This is a genomic window from Candidatus Kryptoniota bacterium, assembly GCA_036567965.1.
In the GTDB taxonomy this organism is placed as follows: domain Bacteria; phylum Bacteroidota; class Ignavibacteria; order Kryptoniales; family JAKASW01; genus JAKASW01.
On the sequence record DATCTN010000004.1, the window covers coordinates 38,858 to 56,572 of the forward strand.

15 protein-coding genes are annotated in these 17,715 nt (G+C 50.7%); 14 read left to right on the forward strand and 1 reads right to left on the reverse strand.

The window, feature by feature from the left end:
- The 10 genes from VIS48_00670 (at position 1) to VIS48_00715 (ending at position 10,239) form a co-directional block, all read left to right on the forward strand.
- Entirely contained in the window at positions 1-1,737 is a 1,737-nt protein-coding gene (locus VIS48_00670) for a carbamoyltransferase (GenBank protein ID HEY9164652.1), read from the forward strand.
- A gap of 47 nt (positions 1,738-1,784) precedes the next feature.
- Entirely contained in the window at positions 1,785-1,964 is a 180-nt protein-coding gene (locus VIS48_00675; protein HEY9164653.1) for a DUF5989 family protein, read from the forward strand.
- A 215-nt stretch (positions 1,965-2,179) separates the two neighbouring features.
- Positions 2,180-3,685 carry an amidophosphoribosyltransferase gene (gene purF / locus VIS48_00680; GenBank protein HEY9164654.1) on the forward strand — a complete coding sequence of 502 codons (1,506 nt, stop codon included), beginning with the start codon at positions 2,180-2,182 and terminating at the stop codon, positions 3,683-3,685.
- Between the two features lie 94 nt (positions 3,686-3,779).
- Complete coding sequence (locus tag VIS48_00685; protein ID HEY9164655.1) at positions 3,780-4,349, forward strand: CDP-alcohol phosphatidyltransferase family protein; 570 nt, start codon at positions 3,780-3,782, stop codon at positions 4,347-4,349.
- Complete coding sequence (gene ftsY / locus VIS48_00690) at positions 4,336-5,289, forward strand: signal recognition particle-docking protein FtsY (GenBank protein ID HEY9164656.1); 954 nt, start codon at positions 4,336-4,338, stop codon at positions 5,287-5,289. Before VIS48_00685 ends, ftsY begins: the two co-directional genes overlap by 14 nt.
- Complete coding sequence (mutL, locus tag VIS48_00695; protein ID HEY9164657.1) at positions 5,289-7,076, forward strand: DNA mismatch repair endonuclease MutL; 1,788 nt, start codon at positions 5,289-5,291, stop codon at positions 7,074-7,076. Before ftsY ends, mutL begins: the two co-directional genes overlap by 1 nt.
- A 267-nt stretch (positions 7,077-7,343) precedes the next feature.
- Complete coding sequence (locus VIS48_00700) at positions 7,344-8,777, forward strand: C25 family cysteine peptidase (GenBank protein ID HEY9164658.1); 1,434 nt, start codon at positions 7,344-7,346, stop codon at positions 8,775-8,777.
- A 77-nt stretch (positions 8,778-8,854) separates the two neighbouring features.
- Entirely contained in the window at positions 8,855-9,034 is a 180-nt protein-coding gene (locus VIS48_00705; protein HEY9164659.1) for a hypothetical protein, read from the forward strand.
- Positions 9,031-9,591, forward strand: coding sequence for a hypothetical protein (locus tag VIS48_00710; protein HEY9164660.1), 561 nt, complete (start codon positions 9,031-9,033; stop codon positions 9,589-9,591). Before VIS48_00705 ends, VIS48_00710 begins: the two co-directional genes overlap by 4 nt.
- Before the next feature lie 48 nt (positions 9,592-9,639).
- Complete coding sequence (locus VIS48_00715) at positions 9,640-10,239, forward strand: hypothetical protein (GenBank protein ID HEY9164661.1); 600 nt, start codon at positions 9,640-9,642, stop codon at positions 10,237-10,239.
- A gap of 264 nt (positions 10,240-10,503) precedes the next feature.
- Here the strand turns inward: VIS48_00715 and VIS48_00720 are convergent, their stop codons facing one another.
- Positions 10,504-10,638, reverse strand: coding sequence for a hypothetical protein (locus VIS48_00720; GenBank protein HEY9164662.1), 135 nt, complete (start codon positions 10,636-10,638; stop codon positions 10,504-10,506).
- 67 nt (positions 10,639-10,705) lie between these two features.
- Between VIS48_00720 and VIS48_00725 the strand changes: the two genes are divergently transcribed.
- The 4 genes from VIS48_00725 to VIS48_00740 form a co-directional block, all read left to right on the forward strand.
- Entirely contained in the window at positions 10,706-12,232 is a 1,527-nt protein-coding gene (locus tag VIS48_00725) for a C25 family cysteine peptidase (GenBank protein ID HEY9164663.1), read from the forward strand.
- Positions 12,233-12,495: 263 nt separating this feature from the next.
- A complete protein-coding gene (gene aspS / locus VIS48_00730; protein ID HEY9164664.1) occupies positions 12,496-14,316 on the forward strand; it encodes an aspartate--tRNA ligase in 1,821 nt (606 codons plus the stop codon).
- Positions 14,317-14,559: 243 nt separating this feature from the next.
- Positions 14,560-16,950 carry a TIM-barrel domain-containing protein gene (locus VIS48_00735; protein HEY9164665.1) on the forward strand — a complete coding sequence of 797 codons (2,391 nt, stop codon included), beginning with the start codon at positions 14,560-14,562 and terminating at the stop codon, positions 16,948-16,950.
- Positions 16,951-17,400: 450 nt separating this feature from the next.
- Positions 17,401-17,715 (forward strand): hypothetical protein (locus VIS48_00740; GenBank protein HEY9164666.1); only part of this gene is annotated, 315 nt, incomplete at its 3' end.

Sequence of the window (17,715 nt, forward strand, 5' to 3'; positions counted from 1 at the left end):
ATGAATATCCTTGGAATCTCCTGCTTCTACCATGATGCCGCGGCGGCTGTGGTCAAAGACGGCGACTTGATCGCGGCTGCCCAGGAGGAGCGATTCACCCGTGAGAAGCACGACCAGAATTTTCCATCACACGCCATTGATTTTTGTTTGAGCCGATCCGGTTTGAAACCACAGGAGCTTGACTACATTGCGTTTTACGACAAGCCCTTCGTCAAATTCGACCGCATACTACAGACATACGTTTCAACCTGGCCGCGAGGACTTTTTTCATTCTTAAAAGCGATGCCGGTCTGGATAAAGGAAAAGATCTGGATACCGCAGATGATCAGGAACCGGCTCGACTACGAAGGAGAGATTCTTTTCTCTGAGCATCACATGTCCCATGCCGCGAGCGCATTTTTGGTTTCGCCCTTCGAAGAGGCGGCAATTCTCACCACTGACGGCGTCGGCGAATGGGACTGTGCCACCTACGGGTACGGCCGGGGAAACGATATTCACCTGTCGAAGTCGATCCCTTTTCCACACTCGCTTGGGTTGTTTTACTCTGCATTTACTTATTATCTCGGATTCAGAGTAAACAGCGCCGAGTACAAAGTGATGGGTCTCGCGCCGTACGGCGAGCCAAGATTTTATGATTTGATCATGAGAGAACTTGTTTCTCTGAGAGATGACGGCAGCTTCAGTCTAAATATGAAATACTTTACGTACGAATACGGCTTAAAAATGGTGGGGAGGAGATTCAGTCAATTGTTTGGCGAACCGGTGCGCGAACCGGAATCGAAGTTGACACAATTTCACAAAGACGTGGCGGCTTCGCTGCAGAAAGCGACCGACACGATTGTCGTCAAAATGGCGCAGCACATTGAAGGCGAGACGGGTATGAAAAAGCTTTGCATGGCAGGCGGCGTCGCGCTCAATTGCGTTTCGAACAGCAAGATTCTGGAAAACACTTCATTCGTTGACGTGTTTGTTCAGCCGGCTGCGGGAGACGCCGGTGGATCGGTGGGAGCGGCTTACTACGTCTATAACACACTTCTCGGAAATCCCAGAACGTATATAATGAATGAAGTTTTTCTCGGACCTGATTTCATGGATGATGATATCGAATCTCTCCTCAGGTCGAAAAATATCAGTTACAGGAAGTGCGGTAGACAGGAGCTCATTGAAGAAACTGCTCGACTGATCGCGGACCAGAAGGTCGTCGGCTGGTTCCAGGGAAGGATGGAGTTCGGGCCGCGCGCCCTCGGGAACAGGAGCATTATCGCCGACGCCCGTAATCCGAAGAACCAATCGGTCGTGAATTTGAAGATAAAATTCCGCGAGAGTTTTCGCCCCTTTGCCCCAACTGTCCTTGAAGAAAGGATGGAAGAGTATTTCAAATTCGATCGTCCGGGACCGTTCATGCTCTTTGTCGCCGACGTCCGGTCCGACAGACGTGTCATCCCGGCGGTGACTCATGTCGATGGATCCGCGAGGTTGCAGACAATCTCGAGAAAGCAAAACGAGCTTTATTACGATCTAATCGCTGAATTCGATAGGCAGACCGGATGTCCGGTCATTATCAACACATCGTTCAACGTCCGTGGCGAGCCGATTGTCTGTACACCTGGCGACGCCTGGCGCTGCTTCATGAGGACTGAAATGGATTGTCTGGTGATCGGAAGCTTCATACTTGAAAAGGGGAAACTCGGCGCGTACAAAGAAGATACTGTCGAGGAGAAATTTGAGCTTGACTAGATTATCTTATGTTGTTACGTGTGTGATTGACAGAATGGAAAACGAGCATGAATCGCGCTAAGAAGATTAAGAATAGTCTTTCGATATTCGGCGAGCTTTGGGCGTTTATGAGGATCCGAAAGAAGTGGTGGCTCGGACCGATCATTCTGGTACTCCTGTTCCTCGGACTCTTTATCGTGCTTACTCAGGGTTCGGCACTCGCGCCGTTCATTTATACGTTGTTCTAGTCCCGGCGATTTTAATTACGATTCGGATCTGCCCATTAACCTGTAGTGGGGATCATTGTGCGGCAAAAGCCAATTAAGGCGCCAGTGGGCCGATTGTTCTTCCGGATTGATTTCATTTGCGCGCTTGATTAATTTCATATCGGTCGATGTTCTGAGAGGATATGACCGGTGTGTGATGGTGAGTTTCCTACCGTGAACCAATGGAGTCCTATTAAATGAGCGATGTAAGTTTCAAGATAGAAAAGCCCAAGACCTATTGCGGGATAGTCGGGGTGTACGGCTCGATGAACGCTTCCGGATACATCTACTACGGCTTGAACGCGCTCCAGCACCGCGGTCAGGAAGCAGCGGGGATAGTTACGCGCGAAAGGACAGGCGAGAAAACTTTCTTCAATGTCCATAAGAATACCGGTCTGGTGGCCGATGTGTTCAAGGACGAAAAGATTCTTAAGGATGTTCTCAAGGGAAACGCGGGAATAGGGCACAACAGATATTCCACAACCGGTTCGGCAGAAAGCAGAAAGAACGTTCAACCGATTGTCGTCAACTACCGGATGGGAAATCTCGCTATAGCGCATAATGGAAACCTGACGAATTCTCATCGCCTACGGGACGAACTTACAGAAGCGGGGACGCTCTTCCAGACAACTACAGATACTGAGATTATTCTTCATCTTATCGCCCGTAGTCAGAAGGAGACGGTTGTAGATCAGGTATACGAGGCGCTGCAGATGATAAAGGGAGCGTTCTCTCTTGTCATTCTGACGGACGACCAGCTTATCGTCGCCAGAGATCCCTACGGATTTCGTCCGCTCGCGCTGGGGAAATTGGGCGACGCATTCGTCGCAGCTTCCGAGACTTGCGCGTTCGATGTGATCGGAGCGCAATACATCCGTGATATTGCGCCGGGCGAGATCGTCGTCATCGACGATGAGGCTATCGAGACCGGAAGTGTTCGTACTTTGATGCTCCCCGATTTACCGAAAACGTCTCGCCATTGCATTTTCGAGTACATTTATTTTTCGCGGCCCGACAGCAGGATATTTGAAGAAAGCGTGGACAAGGTCAGAAGGAAGATCGGGAAAGGGCTGGCGGAGGAATCGCCCGTACTCAATCAGGAAGACGAGAAGCTCGTCGTCATAAGCGTACCGGACTCGTCGAATACTGCGACGCTTGGATTTGTCTCGCAAAGCACGAAGATGGGCATAAAGGCCCGGTTCGAAATTGGACTCATAAGAAGTCATTATATCGGGAGAACATTCATCCAGCCGAACCAGGACACCAGGAATCTGAAGGTAAAGATGAAATTCAATACTGTGAAGGGAGTGTTGAAGGGAAGAAAAGTCGTCATAGTTGACGATTCGATAGTGAGGGGAACGACCAGCAAGCAGCTTGTAAAATTGATCCGCGAGGCGGAACCGGCAGAAGTGCATTTCCGGGTAAGTTCGCCGCCGATCATGCATCCCTGCCACTACGGCATGGACTTCCCGTCAGAGCGGGAGCTGTTTGCGAACCAATGTGACGGCGACATTGACCGGATGACAAGAGAGCTCAATGTAGACTCACTCGCCTACCTTTCACTTGAAAAACTTCTCGACTCTGTTCCGACGGATGAAAAGCGGGGATATTGCACAGCGTGTTTCAGCGGCGAGTATCCTACGGAGATAGAACTCAACAGCAAGCATGAGTTTGAAGCCAATATTCACGAAACGAGACTTTGAAACCGGATCAACGCGGGCACGCCGGGCGAGTCGCCACATTCAATTAGAACCGGACTTCACGAAGATTTCCTGAACTAGTCGGAGTTTCGATCGATTGTTTGAAGAACTGAGGGTCGAGAAACGCTGGACCGTATCGAACCTCTTGAGTCTGAGCCGGATCGTCCTCCTTGTCCCCGTCGTGGTATTGATAATGATGCCGGGAAACGAGCATCGTCTTGCCGTGCTCGCGCTGATGCTCGCCGCCGCAGCGACGGATTTTTTCGACGGGCTTCTCGCGCGAATGCTCAACCAGGTGACGGATTTCGGAAGACTCCTCGATCCCGCGGCAGACAAGATCTGCATCATTGTCGCTTCGGTCGCACTCGTCATCGCTGGCGACGTGCCGTTGTGGTTCGTCGTCGTAGTTGCTCTGAGGGATGTGGCGATCGTGATCGGCAGCTCGCTTATCATGACTCGCCGCAAAGTCGTGGTCCAGTCGGTCTGGGCAGGCAAGATTACCACGACTTTGCTTGCGTCGTATATAATCCTCGCGACAATCCGGGTCGAGTCGCTTGGTGAGGTGAAGAGCGTGTTCCTTTATCTGAGTGTGATCTTCGTTTGTTTCTCCTTCGGAGTCTATCTAAGGATCTACCAGAAACTTATGGCACAAGATGGGATTGCTTGATCGTTTCAGAAAAATAAAAGACGGACTTGCGAGGACCCGCACGAACCTCGTGGACCGAGTTGCGAAGGTGATGTCGGGGCGGATGAAGATAGACGACGAGATGCTCGGTGAAATTGAAGAAGTGCTTATCTCGAGCGACATCGGAGTCAGCGCGTCAGAGAAGATTATAGGAGACATCCGTGCAAGAGTGAAAGCGGAAGGTTATGAAGATTCGAAAATGCTGACCGGTCTTCTCAAAGAAGAAATCTCAAAATATCTTATCGGGTTCAATGGAACGGGGCAGCCGAATCACAAACCGTACGTCATCATGGTGGTCGGCGTCAACGGTGCAGGAAAGACCACTACAGTTGGGAAACTCGCTTTCAATTTCAGGAACGACGGCAAGAAAGTCTTGATAGCTGCGGCGGACACTTTCAGGGCGGCTGCTAACGAGCAACTGAAGATCTGGGCGGAGAGGGCTGAAGTAGAAATGATACAGCAGCAGCCGGGGACTGATCCTGCCGCGGTCGCGTTCGACGCGGTCAGCTCCGCAAAAGCGCGAGGGATCGATGTGGTTCTCGTGGATACCGCCGGCCGGCTCCATACAAAAACAAACCTAATGGAGGAGCTCAGAAAGATCGGGCGCGTCATGAAGAAAGTAATTCCGGATGCCCCGCACGAAGTGCTCCTGGTGCTCGACGCGGTGACAGGTCAGAACGGGCTCGTGCAGGCCAGGCAGTTCCTCGATGCCGCAGGAGTAACCGGGATCGTCCTCACCAAACTTGACGGTACGGCAAAAGGAGGGATAGTGGTTGCTATCAGTCAAGAGCTTAAATTACCTGTGAAATACATCGGCGTGGGCGAAGGCATCGACGATCTGCAGCCGTTCGACCGGGTTGCATTTGTGAACGCTTTATTTTCCGAGTCGGATTCGCCGGAGACTCAATCGAAGGAATCATAATGGCAAAAATCAGAATTCTCTCCGAAGAAATAGCGAGCAAGATCGCGGCGGGAGAAGTCGTACAACGTCCGGAATCTGTCGTCAAGGAGCTGATTGAAAACTCCATCGATGCCGGTGCTAAGTCGATTGAAATAGAGCTCAAAGAAGCGGGTAAAAGTTTTATTCGAGTCACGGACAACGGTTCCGGGATGGCAGAGGAGGACGCTGTTATTGCGTTCGGGCGGCACGCAACGAGCAAAATAGAGACTTACAACGATCTTGAAAATGTTTCTACACTCGGCTTCAGGGGTGAAGCTTTGTATTCCATCGCAGCGGTCGCGCAGGTGGAGCTGAAGACCAAGGTTGAATCGGAAGACGCTGCCGTGTTGCTGCGGATCAATGGCGGAAAGCAGGAAGAACTATCGCGGACAGCTCACGCGACGGGGACAACGATAATCGTGAAGAATTTATTCTACAACACGCCCGCGCGCAGAAATTTCATGAAAGCGAACCCTACCGAATTCAGACACGTGTACCAGACCGTCTCGAGATATGCGATCGCGTTCCCTGAAATAGAGTTCACCTTCATGTCCGAAGGAGACAACGTCCTTACTGCGAAGGCAAACTCGATTCGGGGAAGACTGGATGAAGTCTTCGGAGAGAGGTTTACCGATTCGCTTGTCACTTTCGAACAGGATTACGATCGTCTCAAAGTAAGCGGTTTCCTCGGAAAGCCGGAGTATACAAAACGAACACGGGGCGAGCAGTTCCTTTTCCTCAACAAGAGATATGTAATCAGCAAGGCGATAAATTATGCCGCATTTTCCGCTTACGAGAACCTGATCGACAAGGGCGACTTTCCATTCTTCGTGATTTTCATCGAGATACCGCCGAACGAAGTGGACGTGAATGTCCATCCATCGAAGCTCGAGGTTAAATTCAGAGACGAGCGAAGCATTTACGGCGCGATAAGGTCGGCCACCCGAAGCGCACTTGTCAAAAGCGATCTCGTCCCAGAGATGGCGATTTCATCGGAGACGGGGCGGTTCGTGAGCCGGCCGACAACTGAATCGTCCCGCGGCGGAATAGTGCCCGTCATGTTCAACTCGAGACCCGCACAGCGGTACCTGGAAGATGAGAGGATTGCGGACGCGGTTGACCCGCTCTTCGCGTTCAGGCTCCCGCAGTCGCGCGCGACCGATGAAAGCGGTGAATCGAAAGATACGAGCTCCGCAGAAGATTTCGCGAATATCATTTACCAGCTTCATAACAAATATATTATCTCACAGATCTCGACCGGTTTGCTCGTCGTCGACCAGCATGCGGCTCATGAACGCGTCATTTACGAAAGAACATTGAAGAGGTTCAACGAGCAGGGACAAAATACGCAGCAGCTTCTTTTCCCGATAAGCTTGAATCTCGATCCCGCCGACCTCGCCGTCGTGCAGGAGATTATGCCCGATCTCAACGTGATGGGGTTCAGCATAAAACTGTTCAGCGGATCGACGGTCGTGCTCGATGGCGTGCCGGTTGATTTAAAACCGGGCAGGGAGAGCACCATTCTTACCGAGATCATTGAAGATTACAAGCGGGACAACGATTTGAGATTGACTCCCCGCGAGAAGTTGTGTAAGACTTACGCTTGCAAAGCCGCCGTGAAGGCAGGGGATTACCTGACAGTTGAGGAGATGGAATCGTTGATGGATCAGCTCTTCGACGCAGAAGTGCCTTACGTTTGTCCGCACGGTCGACCGGTGCTGGTGAAGATACCACTCCTCGAGCTCGACAAGAAATTCGGAAGAATTTAGCCGGAACTCGTCCAGCCTGCTCCTTATCCAATCAGAAAAACTCGAGCCACATTCTTGTGCTGTGCGACAGTTGATCGGTCACATTGTAGACGTGAAAAGGATCGGCCTGCAGGAGTAAGCGGAAAGTTCGACACCGGGACGACGAATCAATGTGGTTCAAATCTGACAAAACACGAACTTGGTCAGCCTCGGCAACAGTACGGAGTCACTTGAAGGCGACTTGAAAGCTAAATAGATTACCGTAAAGCAGGACGGGCTGAAATGGGCATGACGACATTTAGGTCCCTCATCTTTTTTGGTTCGCTGCTATCGATCTTGTCGGAGGAGGCAGGCGGGAATCTCAGGAGCAGCTCTAATCAAGCCGACTATATCATCATAACTCCCCTTTCGTATCAATCGATTTCGGAAAGGCTGGCGGCATTTCGCCGCGTCAAGAACGGATTCACCGTTGTGGTTGTCACGACCGACAGCATCATGGCACAGTTCGGAAGATCTGTTTCTCCCGACACCTCACTGAAGGTGTTTATCCAATTCACATTGAGCTCGTGGCACGATCCCAAGCCGCGGTACTTTTTGCTTTCGGGAAATATCAACACCGTTGCATCGCATCCTGAACGCGAGGTGATAGAAAATCCGGGCAGCGCTTCCGTAGATTCGATCCTGATGATCGACCAGTGGTTCGTCCAGGTCGTCGGGAACGACGGTGTCGAGCGGATGAACGCTTGCATCGCCCGTCTCCCGGCATGGGACTCGGCCAGCCTTTCGATAATGATCGACAAGACGATAGAATACGAGACCGATTCCACGGGGTCATGGCAGAACCGTGCCATCTCACTTTCGGATTACAGCGAAGCTGACGGAGACATCTTCGAGCACGACTCAAAATATTTGCAGACGTTTCTCGATTCACTCTGGACCGATACGGTTTCGGTCCATATATGCTGTGAGTCCTGCTGTCATCTCTGCTCCACCCAGTTCCTGGAGCTATGGAACCGGGGAGCATCCATCGTCACTTATATGGGTCACGCAAAACAGACACAGCTTTCCGCGACACAGTTTTTCACAACGTGCAGCATAGATTCGCTCACGAACGGGAGTCGCTTGCCTGTCTGTCTCCTCGGCGGCTGCGATCTGACCTTTGACACGGGCCCGGCGCGCTCGATCCCCACGCACCTCCTGGACCGGCAGGCCGGAGGCGCAGTGGCGGTCATTTCTTGCGAAGGTCTTATGTACGAGGCGGAAACCGTGCTGTTCTTCAGATCCGTGATCCAATCCATGATTAAAAATCCTCATACTCCTATCGGGGAGTCGTTCGAGGCTGCAATGCCAGGGCTCGTTGGCGACATTTGCAAGAGGTTCACTTTTCTCGGCGATCCGGCATTGACGGTGAGAATATCTACTTCAGGCACCTTCGTGTTGCCGCCGGTCGAAACTCCACGCGCATTGACGCTTGAACAGAACTTTCCAAACCCGTTCAACCCGAGTACAGTAATCAGCTATCAGTTGTCAGCGATCAGTCATGTGACGTTGAGAGTGTACGACGTTCTCGGAAGATTTGTGGCAGCCCTGGTAGACGAGAAGCAGAATCCGGGGGAGCATTTCTCGACATTTGACGGGAGCCGATTGCCGAGCGGAATATACTTTTACAGAATTCAGGCGGGGAGTTATACATCCGTCAAGAAAATGATATTAATGAAGTAGAGGCGTTACGTGGCTCCCTTGAATATCCCAGGGCCTCCCGTTAGATTCTCGTGGGCAATAGAAGTCAGGAGGGCTAAATGCTTCAAGAAATTCCGGAAGCTCATGAATCGCGCCACCGCAGCCTGACAATGCATGCGGGCAGGTTGGTCACAATCGTATTCTTTGCTCAACTTGTCCTCCCGGAATACGCTTCATCGCAAGGTGCGTATCTTGAATATGGAAAAGCGGGTTCGGAATCGAGGGCATATACAATTTGACTCAAGATTTGGACGCATTCGGCGGTGCCGCAGGATATTCTTTCTTTGGTGTCGTCGATCTCGACTTCTCCATCTTTAAAGCCTCGCCCCGTGAAGACATCGCCGGCAATGGACTGAAGGTTTTTTCATACTCGCCGGAAATAACTGTATATCTCCTGAAACAGAATGAGACAAGTATTCCGCTTTCGTTTGCGGTTTCGGCAAACTACGAACGGGATTCATATTCGTCCGCTCAACTCGCCAAATTCAATCAGACATTGGTCGGCGATTATTTTTGGTATTCGGGAACGATCTATGAGAACATTAAGATATCTCCCGCCGCGTACATTCAGCCGGCCGCTGTCGTTGGCTACTCGGCAGGAACGAACAAACTCAGGTATACCGGTGGCTACACTGAGACTAGAAACAATGATGCACTACTTTATGGAGTTGGAGTTTCGGTAGTGGGACGAAATTCGCCTTCAGGTCAGGTGGCCTTCACGCCGGCGTTCCTCTTTACCAAGAAAGTCACGATATTTTCTCTCGATCTCGATTTCATCATAGAAACAAGTCATTGAGTGTTAACTGACATTCTTAACTGAATTCCGAATAATGGAGGAAATCGCATGAAAAAGTTGAACCGGTCTATCATGGTCACGTTCTTTTTCTGGTTTGCGCTCGTCGCAGGTGCACAGACGAAGAAATACGACATCAAGTCGGGAATCGTGACATACGACCTTACAATGAAGATGGGGACGATGAACGTCAAGACGAAAGTAATCGTATACTTCGACGATTACGGAATGAAGGAATGTAAAGAGACGTATTACAATGAAAAACTGAGCAATTCATACTTCAGCGATGGGAAGGAGCTATATTTGCTTCAGCACAAGGAGAAGCTGGCAATCAAGCGTGGAACCGCATACAGTGGTACAGAGTTTCGCGTGGAGTGGACCGAATTCGGATCCGAGAAAGACCGCCAGTCCGGGACGGCGAAAAAGCTTCCTAACATGACAATACTTGGTAAGAGCTGTGTCACGTTCGGAACCGACGACGGTAAGGGATCTGTCGCTACATACGCCGGGTGGGACAAGATCCTGTTGTATCTCAATGTTAAGAGCCAGGGTACTGAAACCACTCAGCAAGCAGTTAAGCTCGAAGAGAACGCGAAGGTTCCGGCAGACAAATTCATGGTGCCGAAGGATTATACGCTTCAACCTGGTTAACCCCAGGTCAGTTCCGTTTTCCGGTGGAGATCGGTTCCCTGTCAATATGAGGTAGCCCGAGTTCTACTCAACTCGGGCATATCCCATCTATCCTCGTAACAAGTAGTTACCATGCAGAAGTCGACGTAGACAGTCAGTAACTTGAAAGTCTTTTACCGCTGTAACGTTTGATGAGCAGTCACACTCTTAATCGCTGGGCCAATTACAGACACTTTGCGCGATGACAACTGAAAGGGACCGGCTGCACGTTTGGTCGTTTCAGCCTTACCCGGCATGATGGGCGACGTCCCGTTGAGGAATGTTGAGCTGGCTCCCGCTCAATCCGAGGACGACGATAAGATTCGATTTGAACCGGTCGTCGACTGTAAGACTTGAGATATATGACGTGTCGGCACTCATGCCGCTTCTCTCACCTTGCACAACATGAACGAATAAAATAGATTGCCTTCAGTCAGGAGGCTGCTCCATGAATCAGGGAAAGGATTCCCAGAAGAGAGTTTGTAGAGATGAAGTGTGCGAAACGGTAGAGGGAATGCCGGGCGAACGCGCTATGATCATGTATACTCCATTCTTCATTCTATTATCCATTTCTACACTTACCGTGCTCTCACTTGTGAGCTTCGCGAAGGATCTCACGGATACTTCAAATCGCGCCGACTACGTAATTATCACTTCATCTGGTTACGCTCTTGTCGCAGAAAAGCTGGCGGATTTCAGACATCGGAAAAACGGATTCACTACAATGATTGTCGATGTGGATTCTGTTATGGCTCAATTCGGAAAAGGATTGTCGCCTGACACGGCATTGAAATCATTCATGCAATTTGCAGTGAAAAACTGGAGCGAGCCTAAGCCGCAGTTCTTCGTTCTTGCGGGTAATATAAATGTGATCCCTTCCCACCCACAACCGGAAACGCTACTAGGACTCGGAGTCGCGCCTGCGGACTCGATCCTTATGATAGACCAGTGGTTCGTCGACGACCCGGTGTCTGGCGGCATGATAACTGCGGACGCTTGCATCGGCCGCCTTCCAGCATGGGACTCATCAGGCCTTTCCATAATGGTCGATAAGATTATTGCATACGAGTCAGACACATCTGCCGCATGGTGCAACCGCGCAATTTCCCTCGCCGACTACCGGCAAGAAGACGGAAGCGTTTTCGAGGAGGATGCGGCTCGGTTGCGCTTATTTCTCGATTCGTTATGGACGGACACTGTTTCCGTTCACGTTCGGAGCGATTCGCCCTCTCATCTGGATTCCACCGGATTCGTGAATCTTTGGAGCGAGGGAGCGGCGATAGTCGCTTACACAGGCCACGCGGACCCGATTCTCTTTTCGTACTCTCACTACTTTACGACTTGGAGCATCGACTCTCTGAAGAATGGCGGTCGCCTTCCTGTGTGCTTCCTGGGCGGATGTGATTTGACTTTCGATACGGGCCCGGAGGTCTCAATACCGACGCACCTCCTCGATCATGAGGGCGGCGGGGCGGTCGCCGTGATATCATCCGAAGGCCTCATGTTTGAGAACACTGCGGTCATGTTCTACACTTCTCTGATTCAGACAATGATAAAAGAACCTGATGAACCGTTGGGGAAAGTCTATGAAGCGACAATGCCCGCTTGGGAATCTGATATTGCTCACAGGTTTACGTTACTCGGTGATCCGGCATTGATAGCAAAGCACTCCCTCGTATCAACCAGGGTGACGCCTCCGTCTCTTGCTCCACGCTCATTTGCCCTTAAGCAGAATTATCCGAATCCGTTCAATCCGACGACAGTGATCAGTTATCAGATATCGGCAGTCAGCCATGTAACATTGAAAGTGTACGACGTGATTGGCAGACTCGTGGCGACACTCGTGGATGAGAAACAGAACACCGGAACGCATTCGGTCACGTTTACCGCCGACAGACTTCCGAGCGGAGTGTACTTCTACAGGCTCGAGGCAGGCTCTTATATGGATACGAAAAAGCTGGTGGTACTCAAGTGACTCGAGTACGAACGTAAGCTGGAATGTTTTCGTAAGTGTTTCTTGTGTAGGAGTTGACCGTTCACAGTAGTCGGTAATCAGAGGTTTGCTGTCACTTCACATTCCGATACAGAGGAGCAACGACAGAGTAATCCGGACAGAATACTGACCACCGTCCCCCTGGTACCGATGTCTTGACACAGATACTTCCTCTTTTTGAAACTCTCCCCCCACCACCTTATATTAAATTTCACGCATTTTGAACTAATCGATAGACTTTTCAGATGTCCGTGTCTCTAAAAGGCAAGACGAGAACTCATACCTGCGGCGAGTTGAGAGCAGCTAATATTGGTAAGTCAGTCACGCTAAACGGCTGGGTCGACGGCAGACGCGACCTCGGAGGCGTAATTTTTGTAGACCTCCGGGACAGATACGGAAAAACTCAGGTCGTGTTCGCACCACAACATAATCAAGCCGTCTACCAGGTGGCCAAACAACTCCGAAGCGAAGACGTCATCGCTGTCGTTGGCAAGATCGAACGCCGACCGGAGGGGACCGTCAACAAATCTCTCCCAACGGGCGAGATTGAATTGATTGCGGACGAGCTCGTTATCTTGAATGAAGCTGAGACGCCCCCGTTCCCCGTGGCAGACGACGTCGACACCAGTGAGGAGCTCAGACTCAAATACCGTTTCCTCGACCTGCGCCGCGAATTAATGCAGAAGAACCTCCTAGTGCGACACAGGATGGCGCAGTCGGTCAGACGATATCTGGACTCCCTCGGGTTTCTTGAAATCGAGACCCCGTTCCTCATGAGAAGCACGCCCGAAGGCGCACGGGATTATCTAGTGCCGAGCAGAATCCACCACGGGAAATTCTATGCGCTCCCGCAATCGCCGCAGACATACAAGCAAATCCTCATGGTCGCCGGTTTCGACAAGTATTTTCAGATTGTAAAGTGCTTCAGGGACGAAGACCTTCGCGCGGACAGACAGCCGGAGTTCACACAGATCGATATCGAAATGTCCTTCGTGCTGGAAGAAGATATTTATAAGATGTCGGAAGGGCTTGTAGTACAGCTCTTCAAGGAAATCAAAGGGATCGACATAAAGACGCCGCTCCAGCGGATGAGTTACGACGAGGCGATGACGAAATACGGAAGCGACAAGCCGGACCTGAGATTCGGTCTTCAGATCGAAAACGTGACCGAAATCCTTCGCGGCTCGGAGTTCAAGATATTTCAATCGGCTATCGAAAGCGGCGACCTTGTCAGCGGTATGAATCTTAAAGGCCAGGGCGGACTCAGCCGAAAGCAGGTCGATGAGTTGACTGATACTGCGAAGTCGTGCGGTGCCGCCGGTCTCGCAAATTTCAAAGTCGGAGCCGACACGCTCGACTCATCTATATCCAAATTCTTTAAGCCCGAACAGCTGAAGAACCTGCGCGAGAAATTCTCTGCACAAAACGGCGACATGATTCTCCTCGTGACTCAGTCGAGGAAACAGATCTACACGACACTAGGCGCGTTCCGACTGGAGCTCGGGAGGAAATTCAATCTGATAGATGAGAAAGCCAACTCGCTCCTCTGGGTTACAGAGTTTCCGCTCCTTGAATGGTCGGATGATGACCATAGGTTCGCGGCGATGCATCATCCATTCACGTCGCCGAGGGATGAAGATGTTTCGCTCCTCGATGAAGGGATGGAGGAGTTCAAGAAGAAGAAACGCTGGCTTCCCGACAACGCTGTTGGCCGCGCGCATGCGAGAGCCTATGATCTTGTCTGGAATGGCAACGAGATCGCGGGCGGGAGCATAAGAATCTTCCAGCAGGAAATGCAGCAGAAGATGTTCAACTGTCTCGGCATAACGGAAGAAGAAGCGAAAAAGAAATTCGGTCATTTGCTCGAAGCGTTCCGGTATGGTGCGCCGCCGCATGGCGGGATAGCGTTCGGATTCGATCGGCTCGCAATGCTCTTTACCGGCAGCAAGTCGATTCGCGATGTCATCGCATTTCCAAAGACGAGCAGCGCGATGTCTCTCATGGACGAGGCACCAAGCGAAGTCAGCAGGGAGCAGCTGATGGAACTCCACCTGAAGATAATCTAAGAAAGAATTAAACCACGAGAGACACAGAGCCACCCCTCCGTGCCTGCGCGTCGTAGCGCTTTCGCCTGCACTTCGTTTCGGCGGACAAGTCGGCGCGTAGACGCGCCTCTGTGGTTATATTTGAGTTATAAGCACTCTCTCATTCGTCAATCGAAGTTCACTTAACTGAAATCTGATATGCACACATTGAGCTTAATACTTCTCTTAGCTTCACTCTCCCTGCACACAAATTCGAACGGGACTATGAACACACTTGGAAACCTTTCCAAACTGGAACAAACACCCAAAGCCATTTTCGCACATTATGATTCCGGCGAAGCGAGGATTGAAGTGTTCAAATCTGGAATCGTCCATCTCACAGTCATGCGCGGCAAAGACGAAATGAAATCGTTTGCAGTTATTGACTCCCCGGTGGCTATTCCGGCTTCATCCATGAAGATCGGCAAGGCGGACGTCGAGTTGGCGGGTCCTGGCGGCACTTTCAATTTCCATCTCGAAAATCTCGAGTTTTCCTTCATACCAAAATCAGGAGTTAATTCGCTGGATTTGAAAGGCGTCCAATTCAGCGATACAGGGCTTGTGGCGGAATTCGATATTCACGGAGCACGGAACTTCTACGGGCTTGGTGAGAAAACGCTCCCATTCAACAAATACGGCACTCGTGCCACCATGTGGAACTCTGATTTTCCGGCTTATACGGTCAGGTTCGACCCACTGTACGAGAGCATACCGTTTCTCCTCAAATCAGACCCGCAAGGCACATACGGAATATTCCTTGACAATACATCGCGCACGACGTTCGATGTCTGCGCAACGGACAGCGATCAGATCGTATATACCGCGAAAGAGGGGGCATTCGAGCTTTACGTCATCCCCGGGAAAAACCCGGCGGAAGTTGTGGGTAAATTCAGTGAGCTTACAGGCAAAATGCATATGCCTCCCCTCTGGGCACTCGGGTACCAGCAGTCGAGATGGAGCTATTATCCGGAAGCAAGAGTCCTAGAACTCGCCCGCGGGTTCAGGGAAAACAATATCCCATGTGACGTGATCTATCTCGATATCGACTACATGAATGGGTATAAATGTTTTACGTGGAGCCCGAAAAATTTTCCGACACCGAAGGAAATGCTCGACACGCTGCACGGACTAGGATTCAAGGTGGTCACGATTATCGATCCGGGGATCAAAGATGAAAAAGGATATGACGTATTTGAGAGCGGGATGAAGGACAGTGTGTTTGTAAAAAAGCCCGACGGCAGTCATTTCACCGGTCAGGTGTGGCCCGGTAAGTGTGTTTTCCCGGACTTCTTCAATGAAAAAACCAGAAAGTGGTGGGGAAGTCAGTACAAGTTCCTGCTCGACTACGGTGTCGACGGATTCTGGAACGACATGAATGAGCCGAGTGTGTTTGATTCGCCGAACAAAACATTCGATCTGGATGTGGTGCATTTGGTGGATGAAGGTCAGAGCGTGGAAAATGAAGAGCAGATCTCAGAGAGTAAAACCCAAACGGAAAAGTTTGCCAGGCATGTTGCGGTTCACAACGCGTATGGTATGCAGATGGCCCGGGCGACCCGTGAAGGATTGGAGAGATTGGAGCCCAACTTGAGGCCTCTTGTGCTTACCCGCGCGAATTACGCCGGAGGACAGAGATACGCCGCAATGTGGACGGGCGATAATTTTGCAAGCTTCGCGCACTTGAGATTGGCGCTCTCAATGTTTCTGAATATCGGACTTTCGGGCCAGCCGTTTGTCGGGAGCGACGTAGGCGGATTCATTGGTGATCCGAGTCCGGAACTTTTCTCTCGCTGGCTCGAGCTCGGCGTATTCAGCCCGTTCTTCAGGACGCATAGTGTCATTAACTCGAAGCCGCGAGAGCCATGGGCATTCGGCGAGCCGTATACGGGGATCAACAGGAATATCATCGATCGGAGATACGAACTCATCCCTGAACTTTATTCTGAATTCAAGAATGCTCATGACACCGGACTTCCGATGGTGCGGCCACTCTTCCTCAACTATCCGGAAGATCAAAAGTCTTATGAATTGTCAGATGAATTTTTGTTCGGCGACAAGTTTCTCGTAGCGCCTGTTCTCGATTCGGGGAAAGTGAAGAGGAATGTGTATTTACCTTCAGGGAACTGGATGAGCTTCTACGACGGAAAGTTAATTTCGGAGGGATGGCACGAGTTCGACGCCCCGCTGGGCATGACTCCTATCTTTGTGAAAGATGGAGGAGTTGTGTTCACACAGAGTTTGGTTCAGAGTACTTCGGATCAAGCCGACACATTGATCCTGAAAGTGTTTTCAATGAAGAGAGGGAAGGGTTCAGCTTATTTCGATGATGGTGTTACTCGTGACTATCGTGATGGAAAATATCTGGCTATGGATGTTACGTTTGGAGCTGAAGACAAAACAGATGTTCTAGATTTTGGTTTGAATGGGGATTACGTACCCGGTTATAAATTCATTGCCGTCGAAATCCCATTTACTGAAAGGATCCCGTACCATGACGGTGTCCTTGAGACAGTCAGTGGAAACCAAACATTCGCGCCTGTCAGAGACGAGCGAAATGGATTCATGCGAGTGACTTTTCCATTTAGCCCTAAGATTAAGAGGATAGTACTGAAATAAGCGGGCGAATTCGCACCTCAAGGTCCGCGTTGCGCTCTAGGTGCGTCTCAAGAGACCCGGGTCGCCTTTAGATGCCGAGCTGAATTCGGCATGGCAAGCCCTCTCCATGACTCTCTAAATATGCTGCTAGTTGCAGCTGACTAATCTTGGATACAGAATTCAGCTCCCCCACGACGTAGACCGCAGTCACTCGCTGCGTCGACTTCAACCTGAAAGAAGAAAACCTTGCCCATTGTCTCATCCGCGAACGGAAACCGATTTTAGCTTACCTAACCCGCTGAATTATCCCGGTTTAGAAACCTTTCATTTAGGGGCATTACGCTGGTTACACGAAAATCTGAAAGCGTTACGCATTTGTAACGGTTTCAAGCGACCTGTCCATCGAGCTCCTGTTCTAGCATAAATTTGAGGGTCAATTCCGGCATGAAGCTTGAGCTTATGAGTCTAGTTATGAAAAAGATGATTCTAAAGAGTTTCGAGAAAAATAACGTTTCACAAACTAAAACCTACAGGAGGTCTATTATGAAACGGGCAATGTTAGTCGCAGCAATGATCCTCGGGATCGCAGGGATGTCACTCGCACAAAACAGTGCAAACACCAACGTCACCGTCAGTACCACGGTGATCCAGGGAATCACTCTCACAGTAAGTGGTACGCTTAATTTCGGAACAGTGGTCGCAGGTACAACCCCGGCGGCCCTGAGCGCCAACACCAACGGCAGTGCACCCCTCTTCACAGCCACCGCCAATGGCGCGACTTCTCTC

What these genes read in the sequence shown, in the direction of transcription:
- VIS48_00670 (HEY9164652.1), top strand. Translation starts at nt 1, where the DNA reads ATGAATATCCTTGGAATCTCCTGCTTCTACCATGATGCCGCGGCGGCT.
- VIS48_00675 (HEY9164653.1), top strand. Translation starts at nt 1,785, where the DNA reads ATGAATCGCGCTAAGAAGATTAAGAATAGTCTTTCGATATTCGGCGAG.
- purF (HEY9164654.1), top strand. Translation starts at nt 2,180, where the DNA reads ATGAGCGATGTAAGTTTCAAGATAGAAAAGCCCAAGACCTATTGCGGG.
- ftsY (HEY9164656.1), top strand. Translation starts at nt 4,336, where the DNA reads ATGGGATTGCTTGATCGTTTCAGAAAAATAAAAGACGGACTTGCGAGG.
- mutL (HEY9164657.1), top strand. Translation starts at nt 5,289, where the DNA reads ATGGCAAAAATCAGAATTCTCTCCGAAGAAATAGCGAGCAAGATCGCG.
- VIS48_00700 (HEY9164658.1), top strand. Translation starts at nt 7,344, where the DNA reads ATGACGACATTTAGGTCCCTCATCTTTTTTGGTTCGCTGCTATCGATC.
- VIS48_00705 (HEY9164659.1), top strand. Translation starts at nt 8,855, where the DNA reads ATGCTTCAAGAAATTCCGGAAGCTCATGAATCGCGCCACCGCAGCCTG.
- VIS48_00715 (HEY9164661.1), top strand. Translation starts at nt 9,640, where the DNA reads ATGAAAAAGTTGAACCGGTCTATCATGGTCACGTTCTTTTTCTGGTTT.
- VIS48_00720 (HEY9164662.1), bottom strand. Translation starts at nt 10,638, where the DNA reads ATGAGTGCCGACACGTCATATATCTCAAGTCTTACAGTCGACGACCGG.
- VIS48_00725 (HEY9164663.1), top strand. Translation starts at nt 10,706, where the DNA reads ATGAATCAGGGAAAGGATTCCCAGAAGAGAGTTTGTAGAGATGAAGTG.
- aspS (HEY9164664.1), top strand. Translation starts at nt 12,496, where the DNA reads ATGTCCGTGTCTCTAAAAGGCAAGACGAGAACTCATACCTGCGGCGAG.
- VIS48_00735 (HEY9164665.1), top strand. Translation starts at nt 14,560, where the DNA reads ATGAACACACTTGGAAACCTTTCCAAACTGGAACAAACACCCAAAGCC.